Origin of the sequence: Methanocella conradii HZ254 (assembly GCF_000251105.1) — an archaeon.
In the GTDB taxonomy this organism is placed as follows: Archaea; Halobacteriota; Methanocellia; order Methanocellales; family Methanocellaceae; genus Methanocella; species Methanocella conradii.
Window position 1 is genome coordinate 376,155 of record NC_017034.1, and the last position, 13,055, is coordinate 389,209.

Genomic DNA, 13,055 nt, shown 5'->3' on the forward strand with positions numbered 1-13,055 from the left:
TTGTAATTAAGTATGCCTGAGGAGAAGCGTTACCTCGTGGGTAGGCGAGACGACGGGGGAGAAGGCCTCCTTTTCCTGGGCAGGTACCTGGCCCTTGACGGCTCTCTTGGAGCGGGCGTTTACCTGGACGTGCTTAAGCCGCACGCCATCCTGATATGCGGAAAGCGTGGCTACGGCAAGTCCTACACCATGGGAGTCCTCATCGAGGAGCTCGCCCGCCTGCCCTTTAAGGTTAGAAAGAACTTTTGTGCCATCGTCGTGGATACGATGGGGACCTTCACACGCATGGATAAGCCCTCCATGGAATGCCTTAAGGAATGGGGCCTGGAGCCTGAGGCCATTCCCATCAGAAAATTCGCTCCACGGTCCCACATACATTCGGGCGACGTGATGCCGCTAGAGATACCCACCGGCTCTTTATCATTTTATGACTACTGTGAGCTTTTAGGCATAGAGCCTTTGGGCGAGGGCGGAGCTGAGCTCTTGAATGCCATGGGCGAAAGCTTTGAGGTAGAGGAGCTGGCCGGGGCGGTAGAGGCTTCCAGCCCTATCCACGGGATGCTGCGCATGGTGGCGTCCTGGGGGCTCTTTTCAGGGAAGGCGTCGTTCGACGGCCTGCTCGAGCCGGGCAGCATCAACATAATAGACCTGAGCGGCTATGGCCACGAGCCCGAGGTAAAGTCGTGCATAGTGGCCTCGCTGGCGAGGGCGCTCTACGATGCCAGGGTGGAGGCCAGGAGGCGGGAGGAGGGCGGGCGGGAGGTGCCGCTTGTTTGGCTTTTCATCGATGAGGCCCACATGTTCATGGACTCTGGCGCTGACCTGCGGGCGGGCCGGGTGCTCACGAACGAGTGGCTGCGGCAGGGGCGGCAGCCAGGGCTTTCTCTCGTGCTCGCCACCCAGCGCCCCTCCGCCCTGGGCAAGGACGTGCTCTCCCAGGCCGATCTAATCGTTTGCCACCGCCTGACTTTGAGGGACGACGTCGAGGCGCTCGAGTCGGCCAGGCCGGCATACGTTAAGGAGCCGGTGCCAGACGCCATATCGAGGCTTGGAAAGGAGCGGGGGGCGGCCATCGTCATAGATGACGCGACCGAGTCCTATCATGTCATAAAGGTGAGGCCGAGGATGAGCGAGCACGGAGGAGGTGAGCCCCCTGTATACATCGATTGATACTATTTCGCTTGTCGTGGCAGGCGCCGCCGCCATCATCGCGGCCATGATAGACCAGAGGACCTTGAGGATACCCAACATTCTCACAATTCCTCTGGCACTGCTAGGGCTTCTCTTCATGGCGGCGAGGTGCCTATTTGGGCTTTCCCTTTATGTCGCGGGCCTGACCTGCTTAATCTCTTATTCGCTAGCGTACGGGTTCTGGAGGCTTGGGCTTTGGGGAGGCGGAGACGCCAAGCTTATAATCGCCCTGTTGTTGCTCATATCCCCTGCGTACCCTGCCCTCATGTATATTTCAGCATTTTTAATGTCGCTCTCCCTTATCCTCTTCATGAAACACGCTGCCTTAAGGCTTGCCGGAAGGAGCATGTCGCCATCTGCGATGGGGCCTTCTATTTTTCTCGCCTGCCTGCTATCCATAGTAGCGCTAACGGTGGTGTCCTCATGATGGACGATGCGGGCGTAGACTCCATACCGGTGGCCCTCGCGGCCTCTCTCATAGTCCTGGCCATCATCGTGGGGATGGCGGCAAGTGGCATCGCCGGCGTTACCCCCGTGTTAAGCTCTTCTTCGGTGGACGGCCAGGTCTCCATGCTGTGCAATGACTGCAGGGGTCTCCTTGCATGCTCTCCCCGGGACCTGCTGGACCCTTTTTCCCTTCCTGGCGCATCGAAAACGCTTGTCCTCTCGCTGCCCACTGACACCGGCTACGTAGCCTTTGGCATCGATCCAGGCTCCTCGGAGTCACACGAAGGGACGATATATTACCTGGTTCATGGCAACAAAAAGGCTGTAATAGTCGACGAGAGGGCCAGGTTCAGGGAGGGGATTAAAAAAGGGGACGCGGTGGTGCCATCACAGCGCCATACAATCATCATGGGCGGGGGCAGGTACGAGCTCACCATCGAGTACCAGTACGACCGCGGGCTAGACGAAAAATACCTTGTAGTCTACTAATAAATGCTCAGGTACTTTTCAATCTCCCACCGGTGCACCTGAACCCTGTACTCGTCATACTCGATGCGCTTTGCCTTCATGTAGTTCTCATAGATGTGCTCGCCAAGGGCGCTCCTGATGACCTCGTCGGCCTCGAGCTCGTCGAGAGCCTCGTTCAGGTTAGAGGGGAGGCTCTTGATGTTCAGGTCTTTCTTCTGCTTTTCCGTGAGGTGATAGATGTTCATGTTGACAGGCTCCCCCGGGTCTATCTTTTTCTTGATGCCATCGAGGCCCGCCTTCAGCATCACGGCGAGCGCCAGGTACGGGTTGCACGCCGGGTCCGGGCAGCGAAGCTCCGCCCTGGTGCCTAGGCCGCGGCGGGCTGGTATGCGGACCAGCGGGGAGCGGTTCTTCTCCGACCAGGCTATGTACACGGGCGCCTCGTAGCCGGACACAAGCCGCTTGTAAGAGTTTACCAGAGGGTTAGTTATGGCCGCATAGCCCCTGGCATGGGCGAGCAGGCCTCCAATGTAATACAGGGCCGTCTTGCTAAGCTGGTATTTCCCGTTCTCGTCGTAGAAGGCGTTCACGTTCTTGCCCTTGAAGAATAGTGACTGGTGGGTGTGCATGCCCGAGCCTGCCTTACCGAACAGGGGCTTTGGCATGAACGTTGCATGCAGGCCATACTGCATGGCTATCTTCCTCACCACGAACTTGAAGGTGACGATGTTGTCAGCGGTGGTGAGCGCGGGGGCGTACTTGAAGTCTATCTCGTGCTGGCCCTCACCTACCTCGTGGTGGGATGCCTCTATCTCGAAGCCCATGCCCTCCAGCGCGGTTACCATCGCCCTCCTTACCTCGTCGCCCATGTCGACGGGCGAAAGGTCAAAGTACCCGCCGTGGTCCTTTGAGTGGGTAGTAGGTAAATCCTCCCCATCCCTCTCGAATAGGTAAAACTCCGCCTCAGGGCCCGCGTTCATCGTGAAGCCCATGTTTTCGGCCTCTTTGATGACCTTCTTCAGGGTGTTCCTGGGGCAGCCCTCGAATGGAGTGCCATCGGGGTTATAGACGTCACAGATGAGCCTGGCCACGTTGCCATACTCGCTTTGCCAGGGTATGAGCGTAAAAGTGTTGATGTCCGGCTTGAGGTACATGTCGGACTCCTCTATCCTGACAAAGCCCTCTATGGAGGAGCCGTCGAACATGATCTCGTTATTTAGCGCCTTTTCTAGCTGCTTAACCGGGATCGCCACGTTCTTGGTGATCCCGAAAACGTCGGTGAACTGTAGCTTGACGAATTTTACCTTGAGCTCTTCGGCCTTCTTGAGAACGGTGTCTTTTGTGACTTTACTCATGTGGGAACCATTTAACTCGGCTGTCCATATTATTTTAACGTAGGAAATATATTTCCGGATTATAGGTCATAAAGCTTTGCAGTCTTCTGCTTTTTCTGGGCCTGTTCGCCTTCCCCTGATGCCCCTGGTTCCCGGGCTTCCAGCGCTATCCGCTTGAAAATAGATGCAACGTCTTCTTCCTCTGGCGGGGCCTGCTCTTCCTTCTTTGCCATCCTCGCAGCGAGCTTCGCCCTATCCGCCTCCATCTCCCCAAGCTTGACGCGTGCCTCGTTCACGTATTTATTCAGGTCCTCCACCTGCTGGCTGAGGCTTAATACCTGTGCCTTGAGGCTCTCAACCAGGCCATTGGAGCTTTCGAGCTGTGCCTTAAGCTTTTTGACCTCTATCTCCTTTTCGCTCAGTGAATATTTTAGTGACGTGTTTTCCGAGCTTAGCCTGAGGATCTCCGCGTTTTTTTGCTCGATGTCCGACAGGAGCTTTTTTACGAACCCGTCGTCCTGCTTTTCCGTCTTCTTTTCCTTTCTAGCCGGCTCGGGCTTCTGTTCAGGCTTCTTTTCAGTATCGTCCAGCATGGACATGATGTCGCTTAAGTCCAGCTTTGATTTGCCGCCGCCAGTGTCCGAATCCATGTCTTACCCCGGGGATAGCCCTACTGGGCCGTTACTTGATTGATTCTCCTCCACAATAAACCTTTTCATTCTCTTGCTGTGTTAAATATATACTTTTATTTCTAAGACTGGGGGGCTTCGCTTTGCTTTTTACTAGAGCGCTCCGCGCGGTCACTAGAGCGCTCCGCGCGGCGCATCCCATTCAGCCTCAAATAGAAGAACCATCTGCCCGACCATAATAATAGCCATCCATTCGCAACGTTTATATATTAAACATGATGTACTTTTTTATACATCAAGGTATAATTATGTGCATGGTGTGTGGATGAACTTCACAGACATCTTTCAGTCACGCAAGGAGGGCTACGTCCCGTTCGAGGGGGAAGTCATACGAGATAGAAAGCCCATAAGCCTCATCGGCTCGATAAAGATGGCGAGGCGGGAAGGCAGAAGTCCCGTAATAGCCGAGATAAAGCCGGCATCGCCCACAGCCGGGCTCCTGAGGCGAATAGACGACCCGGCAGCAATGGCCTATACCTTCAAGCAAAACGGGGCATGCGGCATATCGGTCCTCACCGAGCCAAAGTACTTCGGAGGCTCGCTGGAGAGCCTTAGAAAAGCCAAATGCGGGCTCCCAGTCCTCAGAAAGGACTTCATTTTTCATCCCTCCCAGATAAGGGAATCATACGCATATGGGGCTGACAGCGTGCTCCTCATCGCCTCTTTTTTTGATGAGGATGGCCTGGCTAAAATGGTAAAAGAATCACGGCACTATGGCATGGAGCCACTGGTGGAGGTCCATTGCGAGGGCGACGTGGAAAAGGCGAAGTCATCCGGCACAGCGCTGTACGCCATCAACAACCGGGACAAGGATACCCTGAAGGTCGACCTTTCCAGGACAGGGCGCCTTGCCCCTCTTATCAGGGGAGTGAAAGTAAGCGCTTCAGGCATAGAGACGCCAGAGCAGCTAAAGACGGTGCTTGAATATTGTGATGCCGCGCTCATCGGAAGCGCCCTGATGAGGCATCCTGAGCCGGGCAAAGCCCTACGAGCGATGGTATACGGGGGGCTATAGGTGCAGGAGTACGACTATAGCCGGCAGATATTAAGCACGGAGGCCATACTGGAAAGGCGGGAGAGGCCCCTGCTAGTCACGCCGGTCGTCGAAGCCGTCGATATGGATGTGAAGCCTCTTGACGCTTACCTCCGCCTGAAAAGGCCGGGAGCCTACTCCTTCCTGTTCGAGTCCGCAGATCTGGGATGCAAGTCCGCCCGATTCTCATTCGTAGGGAGCAGCCGGCAGGCAATAGCCATCAAGGACGGCCTCATAATGGTCAACGGAAAGCCCTTCACGTATGAAGGCGGCCCCGTGGCGCTCCTGAAAGACCTGATGGCAGGCTTCAAGCCATCAGAGCCGGTATTCATAGGAGACGAGGTGCCCTTGCCCGTGTTTTACGGCGGCCTGGCAGGGTACATCTCCTACGACTTCGTGAGGTATATCTACAATATTGGAGACAAGGCGCTCGACGACTTGGGCTGCATGGACGCCGGGCTTGCATTCGTGGACAGCCTGGCCGTATTTGATCATGCATCGAAGAGGCTTCTTTTAATCTCGAATTGCTTGTCCCGCGGCAGGCCAGGCCTCAACGGTGCCAGGGCGAGGCTGGCGGGCATGAAGGCGGCGCTCGCCAGGGGATACACGGCAACGCCGCCCACGGCGAAGGCGAAAAGGCTTGACGTAAAGTATTCCGTGACAAAGGAGCGCTTCGTAGAGATGGTAAAGCGAGCCAAGGAGTACATCCTCGACGGCGACGCCTTCCAGATAGTGCTCTCCCAGAGGGCTGAGGTCGAGGCCGACGTGGACCCGGTGGCACTGTACCAGGCCCTTAAGGAGATAAACCCATCACCGTACATGTATTTCCTCGAATATGGGGACACGGGCATCGTGGGCTCCAGCCCCGAAATCCTGGTCAAGGTCGAGGACAGGAAAATAACGGTACGCCCCATAGCCGGCACCAGGCGCAGGGGTAAGGATGCAGAGGAAGACGCCGAGCTTGAAAAGGAGATGAAGTCCGACCCGAAGGAGCTGGCCGAACACGTCATGCTCGTCGACCTGGGCAGGAACGACGTGGGCAAGGTCTCGAAGTTTGGAAGCGTGAGTGTGGACGATTACATGGCGGTGGAGAAGTACTCTCATGTTCAGCATATTGTGTCTAATGTCGTGGGGGAGCTGAGGGACGATAAGGACGCCATCGACGTACTTGCCGCCACGTTCCCGGCTGGCACCGTCTCCGGGGCGCCTAAGACCAGGGCCATGCAGATAATCGAAGAGCTTGAAGGGCGGAGGCGCGGATTGTATGCAGGCTGCGTGGGGTATTTTTGCTTTAACTCGAACTCCGACCTGGCAATCGCCATACGAACCGTCCTGCTAAAGAATGGTAAGGCGTACGTGCAGGCCGGGGCGGGCATCGTGATGGACTCGGTGCCTGAGAATGAGTACGTGGAATCTTTGAATAAGGGTGCGGCGATGCTCAGCGCCATCGGCCGCTCGCTCAGGGGAGGATAAAATGGTGAAAGTGCTAATAGTGGACAACGTAGACTCTTTCGTGTATAACCTATACCAGTATGTTGGAGAGCTTGGCGGAGAGCCAGAGGTGGTGCCCAACACCATAACGGTGGACGAGGTATTAAAGAGGGACCCGGATAGGATTATATTGAGCCCCGGGCCGGGCAGGCCTGAGGACGCCGGCTCCTGCGTCGAGATAATCCGAAAGCTGGGCTCAGAGATACCCATCATGGGCGTCTGCCTGGGCCATCAGGCCATAGGGGTCGCTTTCGGAGGCGTCGTGTCGAGGGCCCATGCCCCGCTTCACGGGAAGGCGACCAGGATAAGGCACGATGGCAGGGGCATATACACGGGCATAAGGCACTCAATCGTGGCGGCCCGATATCATTCGCTCGCCGTGAAGCAGAAAGGATTCCCTGACTGCTTAAAGGTCAGCGCCATGAGCGACGATGGGGAGATAATGGGCATAAGGCACAGGGAGTACCCCATAGAGGGGGTCCAGTTCCACCCGGAGTCAATCCTCACTGAGTATGGCCGGATACTGCTAAAGAACTTTTTATACAGGGGCGTGTGATATGGAGCAGCTAGCCGTACATGATATGAGGTACTATATCCAGCGGCTCGTCGAGCAGAAGGACCTGAGCGAGGAAGAGGCGGGCGAGGCGATGAGGCTGATAATGTCGGGCAAGGCCACCCAGTCCCAGATAGGCGGTTTCCTGACGGCGATGCGCATGAAGGGCGTCTCGGTTGCGGAGGTCACCGCCTTTGCCAAAACAATGAAAGAGTTCGCCTCGCGCATCTCCCCAAGGGTAGATGGCAGGCTGGTGGACATGTGCGGAACCGGCGGCGACGCCATCAAGACCTTTAACATAAGCACGACGGCGTCTTTCGTGGTGGCAGCGGCCGGCATACCGGTGGCTAAGCACGGTAACAGGTCGGTTACGTCAAAATCGGGGAGCGCGGACGTCCTGGAGGCGCTCGGCGCCAGGATAGACCTTAAGCCCTGCGAGGTAGAGCATTTAATAGAAGAGATTGGGTTTGGCTTCATGTACGCCCCCGTGTTCCACGGGGCGATGAAGCACGCCCTGGCCCCGCGCAAGGAGATCGGGATTAGGACCGTGTTCAACCTCCTCGGCCCGCTCACCAACCCCGCTTCGGCGAAGGCCCAGGTCATGGGGGTCTATGATGAGGAGCTAGTCATGCCCGTGGCCAATGTGCTTAAAAACCTGGGCGTGGAGAGGGCGATGGTGGTGCATGGCGCCGGCGGGCTGGACGAGGCGTCGACCTTCGGCCCCACGTACGTCTGCGAGGTGGACGACGGGCGCGTTAGGCAGTACACGCTGACCCCCGAGGAATTAGGGCTCGAAAAGGCGAGCGTGGCAGACCTGAGAGGAGGGGACGCGAAATTGAACGCCGAAATAGCCATGAAAATACTGGGAGGCGCTAGAGGCCCGAAGAGGGATGTCGTGCTCCTCAACGCATCGTGCGGCATCTACGTGGGAGGCAAGGCGTCTTCGCTACAGGAGGCCATGGGCGTCGCCGCAGAAAGCGTCGACTCCGGGGCGGCGCTTGAAAAGTTGAAAGAATATGTGGAGCGCTCCCGCCTGGAGGCATACGTTTGATAAAGGTCAAGATATGCGGCGTCCGGACCGTAGATGACGCCTTGAAATGCGTGGAATGCGGGGCCGACGCAGTTGGCATGCTATTGGCCCCGTCTCCGAGGCGCATCCCGATAGAGCGGGCACGGGATATCGAAAAGAGCCTGCCGCCCTTTGTCACCTCCGTGATAGTGCTTATGCCCGCGACGGTTGAGGAGGCTATAGAGGCGGTACATGAAATCGGGCCTGACGCGATACAGCTGCAGGGCGATGAATCTCCAGAAATGCTCGAAGAGATGAGGCGGGAGATCCCTGGCGTGCGCCTCATCAAGGCGGTCCATGTGGGCAGCGGAGGCGAGGTGGAGAAGGCGAGGATGTATGAGGGCGTGGCGGATGCCATACTGCTCGACACGATGTCCCCAAACAGGGGAGGTAGCGGCAAGACGCATGACTGGGCGGTATCTGCGAAGGTGGTGGATTCTATCAGGAAGCCCGTCGTGCTGGCCGGGGGGCTGAGGCCGGAGAACGTTGCAGAAGCGGTCAGGATGGTCAGGCCCTACGCCGTGGACGTGGCCAGCGGCGTAGAATCGCCGGGCCTGGTGAAGGACGTTGAGCTTATGAGGGAATTTATAAGGAACGCTAAGGAGGCTTTAGATGGCCGTTGAGGGCAGGTATGGGGAATATGGCGGCAGGTACGTGCCCGAGATGCTCGTGCCCGCCCTCCAGGAGGTGGAGGCGGCCTATAAAAAATACAGGGATGACAGGTCGTTCAGGGAGGAGCTTGATAGATACCTAAAGGAGTATGTGGGCAGGCCCACCCCGCTCACCCCCGCGAGGAACATGAGCGAGAAGTACGGCTTCAAGATTTATCTAAAGAGGGAGGACCAGGCCTTCACCGGGGCGCACAAGATTAATAATACGATGGGGCAGGCCCTGCTTGCGAAGCGGATGGGCAAGACGAGGCTCATCGCGGAGACGGGGGCGGGCCAGCACGGCGTGGCCACCGCGACGGCGGCCAGGGCGCTGGGCATGAAGTGCACTATCTATATGGGCGAGGTGGACATGGAGCGGCAGAGGATGAACGTGTTCCGGATGAGGCTTCTCGGCGCCGAGGTGGTGCCCGTGAGGAACGGGACGCGCACGCTGAAGGACGCGATAAGCGAGGCCATGAGGGCGTGGGTGACCTGCCTTGATGATACTCATTACCTGTTTGGCACCGCGTATGGCCCCCACCCGTTCCCTGCCATTGTAAGGGACTTTCAGAGCGTCATCGGCAGGGAGGCAAGGGGGCAGATACTCGAGGCGGAAGGGCGTCTTCCAGACGCGGTCGTGGCCTGCGTCGGGGGCGGCAGCAACGCCATAGGAATATTTTCGGGCTTTATAAATGATAAGGATGTGCGCCTGGTAGGCGTGGAGGCGGGTGGATGCGGCATATCTTCGGGTAAGCACGCAGCCAGGTTCCAGACCGGTAAGAAAGGAGTGCTTCACGGCTCTTATACTTATGTTTTGCAGGACCGCTACGGGCAGATACTGGACACGCACAGCGTGTCCGCGGGCCTTGACTATGCGGCCGTCGGGCCTGAGCACGCCCTTCTGAGGGACCTGGGACGCGCCGAGTATAGCTATGCCACGGATGATGAGGCCCTCTCCGCCTTTCAGGAGCTCGGCATGGTGGAGGGCATACTTCCAGCCCTTGAGTCCTCTCACGCGGTGGCCTGGGCCATTAAGAATAGGAGCGATTTCGGGGAAGGCGACGTGGTCATCATCAACCTCTCAGGGAGGGGAGATAAGGACGTGGAGACCGTGGCCAGGCACATGGGGGTGTCCGTCTGAGGCTCGAGGACAAGTTTGGGGAGCTGAGGGCGAAGGGCGAGGGTGCGCTTATCGCCTACATCACTCTGGGCGACCCTTCGCCCGAGGAGTCTTTCGTGCTGGCGCAGTCGCTCATCGATTCGGGCAGCGTTGACGTGCTTGAGCTTGGCATCCCTTTCTCTGACCCCATCGCCGACGGCCCGGTGATCCAGGCCGCCGTTGACCGTGCCCTTAAGGCGGGCATGAACACCGACATCGCCTTCGACCTCTCCCGTCGATTAAAGAAGAGCATACCCATAGTCTATCTAACGTACTATAATATCGTGCTTCAGCGCGGCGTGGAAAAATTCGTGGGCGATTGCGCCGATGCGGGCGTCTCGGGCATTATCATCGCCGACCTGCCCTTCGAGGAAAGCCGTGACGTAAGAAATTCATGCGCAAAATATGGCGTTGATTACATAAACATCGTGACCCCTAACACGCCGCCTGGCCGTATGAGAATAATATTGGAGGGCGCCTCCGGCTTCGTGTACGTCGTCTCGAACATGGGCGTTACCGGCGCCCGCCAGAGCCTGTCCATAGGCCTCAGGGACACAGTGTCCCGCACGATAGAGTGCGCTAACGGGGTGCCCGTTGCCGTGGGTTTCGGCATCTCAAAGCCAGCACACGTTAGCGAGGTCATCGGCATGGGCGCTGACGGGGCAATAGTGGGCAGCGCCATAGTCGATATGGCCGCCAGGAAGGCCGGCGTTCACGCAATCCTCGGCTATGTAAAAAAGCTGAAGGAAGGCACAATGCCCATCGCGCCTAAACCTGGAGTTAACGTTTCGTGAGATAAGCTTTATATAATTGCTTGGGAAGGATTTTCTTTTATGGCAGGTAATCGGTGGACCTTTAAGAAGTTGGCCTTCGTGGTCGGGCTAGCCCTCATGTCCATTTTAGCTTACTACGCGTTGCTGGACCTTGTTTCGCCTCATCCTCCTAAGGTGGAGCACCCCGTGCCGAGCGACCTGCCGCCCGGGGCAATAGTCTGTGAAGGAGGCTACGTCGTAATTCCCGCATATAACGTTAGCCTTACTCCTGAGGAAGCGGCCCACGCCGATTTCAATGGCACCGATGGGCAAGTCAGCTTCTTCGAGCTACCCTTGTGGATCCAGCTCAGATACCTCCCGATTGCATTCTTCGGAGCCATCACCACTTTCTGCGCGGCATTCTCAATAGTGCATAGGCTCAGGAGGCGCAACAACAATAATAAGCACACTATCCTGGCATTCGTTAAGGACAACCCGGGGTGCACGGCCCCGGAGCTCGCCAGAGACGCAAACATGAACATAGGCACAGTACGATACTACTTACAGCGGCTCGAGGACGAGGGCCGCATAGTGCTCGAAAAGATGGGCAAATACAAGAGAATCTTCGTGAACTCGAACACCTACAACGACATGGAAAAGCGGATAGCATCCCATCTTCGCACCGAGCCGACAAAAACGATTCTAGCATCAATCATGGAAAGCCCGGGCATCAACAACCAGAGGCTCGCGGAGAAGCTCGTCATGGAAAAGAGCCTGGTATACCGGTATACGCGAAAGCTCCTGGAAGATGGGATAATCACCTTCGAGTGGGATGGCACGAGCAAGCGATACTTCATCGACGCCTCGGCAAAGGAAACCCTCACCAGGCTCATGCGAGCTGAAAGCGTTTCTTAAACTTAGAGGCCTTAAAAACGCCAAGGTTTATTACGTATCAGGGTATTAGTGCGCTATGAGGTAGGAATCGTGTATCTAGTCGGAGAAGCATTGGTCGGCGAGGGCAACGAGGTAGCCCATATCGACCTCCTGGTAGGCGACAAGGCCGGCCCTGTTGGGATGGCGTTCGCCAACGGTATGACAAACCTTTCAATGGGGCACACGCCGCTGCTTGCGGTCATCAGGCCCAACCTCATACCGAAGCCCGCCACCCTAATAATACCCAAGGTGACCATCAAGAGCCTTGACCAGGCCAACAAGATGTTCGGCCCGGCCCAGGCAGCCGTGGCAAAGGCTGTGGCTGACGCCGTCGAGGAGGGCATCATACCCAGGGAGCAGTGCGAAGAGCTCGTCATCATAGCATCTGTTTTCATCCACCCAGAGGCAAAGGACTATACTCGTATTTACAAGTACAACTATGGGGCTACGAAGCTGGCGCTCACGAGGGCCATGGAGAAGTTTCCGGGAGTGGATAAGGTATTATATGAGAAGGATAGGGGCGTTCATGGAGTCATGGGCTACAAGATAATGCGCCTCTGGGACCCGCCATATTTGCAGGTGGCCATCGATACACCCGACATTGCGGTGGTCGAGAGGGTGCTCACCCAGGCCCCAAGGAATGATCACATCATATTCGAGGCGGGCACGCCGCTTATCAAACGCTATGGGCTCGAGGTAATAAGTAAGATAAGGCAGATTAAGAGGGACGCCTTTATCGTGGCGGACCTGAAGACCCTGGATACGGGCAACCTTGAGGCCCGCATGGCGGCTGACGCCACGGCTGACGCGGTTGTCTGCTCCGGGCTGGCCCCGCTGGAGACGATAGAAAAGTTCTGCGAAGAGGCCCGCAAGGTGGGCATATACTCTATTATTGATATGCTAAACGTGGGTGACCCCGCGAAGGTCGTGGAGTCGCTGAGGCATAAGCCGGACATCGTCGAGCTACACCGGGGCATCGACACCGAGGCCAGGAAGGCGGAGCACGCCTGGGGTAACATCCCGGCCATCAAGAAGGCTGCTGGCGGCAAGAAATTGCTCGTGGCGGTGGCCGGCGGCGTTAAGGCCGAGAACGTGGAGGTGGCCTTAAAGGGCGGGGCTGACATCCTGGTCGTTGGCCGTGCTATCACCAACGCCAAGGATATCGAGGGCGCAACCCGTGCCTTCCTGAGAGCCATGCACAAGGACGAGATAGACCAGTTCCGCATAATGACGGACTTCTAGGCCCGTCCTTATCTTTTTCTTTTTTCGAAATAATTAAGGCTCTA

General features: G+C 57.1%; 14 protein-coding genes. 12 read left to right on the top strand and 2 right to left on the bottom strand.

Annotation, left to right across the window (positions count from 1 at the left end; all coding sequences use genetic code 11):
• The first annotated feature begins 12 nt into the window (after positions 1-12).
• Genes MTC_RS01850 through MTC_RS01860 form a run of 3 tightly spaced genes read left to right on the top strand, consistent with a single transcriptional unit; the run spans position 13 to position 2,127 of the window.
• Positions 13-1,170 (top strand): ATP-binding protein, encoded by a 1,158-nt coding sequence (locus MTC_RS01850; RefSeq protein WP_014404977.1) that lies wholly within the window; start codon positions 13-15, stop codon positions 1,168-1,170.
• Positions 1,145-1,618, top strand: a complete 474-nt coding sequence (locus MTC_RS12545) for a prepilin peptidase (RefSeq protein WP_014404978.1) — start codon at positions 1,145-1,147, stop codon at positions 1,616-1,618. The genes MTC_RS01850 and MTC_RS12545 overlap by 26 nt, the downstream gene beginning before the upstream one ends.
• Positions 1,615-2,127: a hypothetical protein gene (locus MTC_RS01860; protein WP_014404979.1), complete on the top strand. Its 513-nt coding sequence runs from the start codon at positions 1,615-1,617 to the stop codon at positions 2,125-2,127. The genes MTC_RS12545 and MTC_RS01860 overlap by 4 nt, the downstream gene beginning before the upstream one ends.
• On the opposite strand, the gene glnA is transcribed toward MTC_RS01860, so the two are convergent.
• A complete protein-coding gene (glnA, locus tag MTC_RS01865) occupies positions 2,124-3,461 on the bottom strand; it encodes a type I glutamate--ammonia ligase (protein ID WP_014404980.1) in 1,338 nt (445 codons plus the stop codon). The two genes, MTC_RS01860 and glnA, sit on opposite strands and share 4 nt — an antisense overlap.
• A 59-nt stretch (positions 3,462-3,520) precedes the next feature.
• Positions 3,521-4,090 (bottom strand): hypothetical protein, encoded by a 570-nt coding sequence (locus tag MTC_RS01870; protein WP_014404981.1) that lies wholly within the window; start codon positions 4,088-4,090, stop codon positions 3,521-3,523.
• 304 nt (positions 4,091-4,394) lie between these two features.
• Here MTC_RS01870 and MTC_RS01875 point away from each other — a divergent pair, with 304 nt between their 5' ends.
• The 9 genes from MTC_RS01875 (at position 4,395) to MTC_RS01915 (ending at position 13,011) form a co-directional block, all read left to right on the top strand.
• Positions 4,395-5,144 carry an indole-3-glycerol-phosphate synthase gene (locus MTC_RS01875; protein ID WP_014404982.1) on the top strand — a complete coding sequence of 250 codons (750 nt, stop codon included), beginning with the start codon at positions 4,395-4,397 and terminating at the stop codon, positions 5,142-5,144.
• Complete coding sequence (trpE, locus tag MTC_RS01880; RefSeq protein WP_014404983.1) at positions 5,145-6,635, top strand: anthranilate synthase component I; 1,491 nt, start codon at positions 5,145-5,147, stop codon at positions 6,633-6,635.
• Between the two features lies 1 nt (position 6,636).
• Positions 6,637-7,209 carry an anthranilate synthase component II gene (locus tag MTC_RS01885; RefSeq protein WP_014404984.1) on the top strand — a complete coding sequence of 191 codons (573 nt, stop codon included), beginning with the start codon at positions 6,637-6,639 and terminating at the stop codon, positions 7,207-7,209.
• A 1-nt stretch (position 7,210) separates the two neighbouring features.
• On the top strand, positions 7,211-8,257 hold the full coding sequence (trpD, locus tag MTC_RS01890; RefSeq protein ID WP_014404985.1) for an anthranilate phosphoribosyltransferase: 1,047 nt from the start codon (positions 7,211-7,213) through the stop codon (positions 8,255-8,257).
• The gene (locus tag MTC_RS01895) at positions 8,254-8,898 is read left to right on the top strand and encodes a phosphoribosylanthranilate isomerase (protein ID WP_014404986.1); all 645 of its coding nucleotides are present in this window, start codon (positions 8,254-8,256) and stop codon (positions 8,896-8,898) included. Before trpD ends, MTC_RS01895 begins: the two co-directional genes overlap by 4 nt.
• Positions 8,888-10,066, top strand: coding sequence for a tryptophan synthase subunit beta (trpB, locus tag MTC_RS01900; RefSeq protein ID WP_014404987.1), 1,179 nt, complete (start codon positions 8,888-8,890; stop codon positions 10,064-10,066). Before MTC_RS01895 ends, trpB begins: the two co-directional genes overlap by 11 nt.
• A gap of 23 nt (positions 10,067-10,089) precedes the next feature.
• A complete protein-coding gene (trpA, locus tag MTC_RS01905; protein ID WP_272941630.1) occupies positions 10,090-10,878 on the top strand; it encodes a tryptophan synthase subunit alpha in 789 nt (262 codons plus the stop codon).
• A gap of 39 nt (positions 10,879-10,917) precedes the next feature.
• Positions 10,918-11,751 (top strand): winged helix-turn-helix transcriptional regulator, encoded by an 834-nt coding sequence (locus tag MTC_RS01910; RefSeq protein ID WP_014404989.1) that lies wholly within the window; start codon positions 10,918-10,920, stop codon positions 11,749-11,751.
• A gap of 69 nt (positions 11,752-11,820) precedes the next feature.
• Positions 11,821-13,011, top strand: coding sequence for a bifunctional 5,6,7,8-tetrahydromethanopterin hydro-lyase/3-hexulose-6-phosphate synthase (locus MTC_RS01915; RefSeq protein WP_048189493.1), 1,191 nt, complete (start codon positions 11,821-11,823; stop codon positions 13,009-13,011).
• The last annotated feature ends 44 nt before the right edge of the window (positions 13,012-13,055 follow it).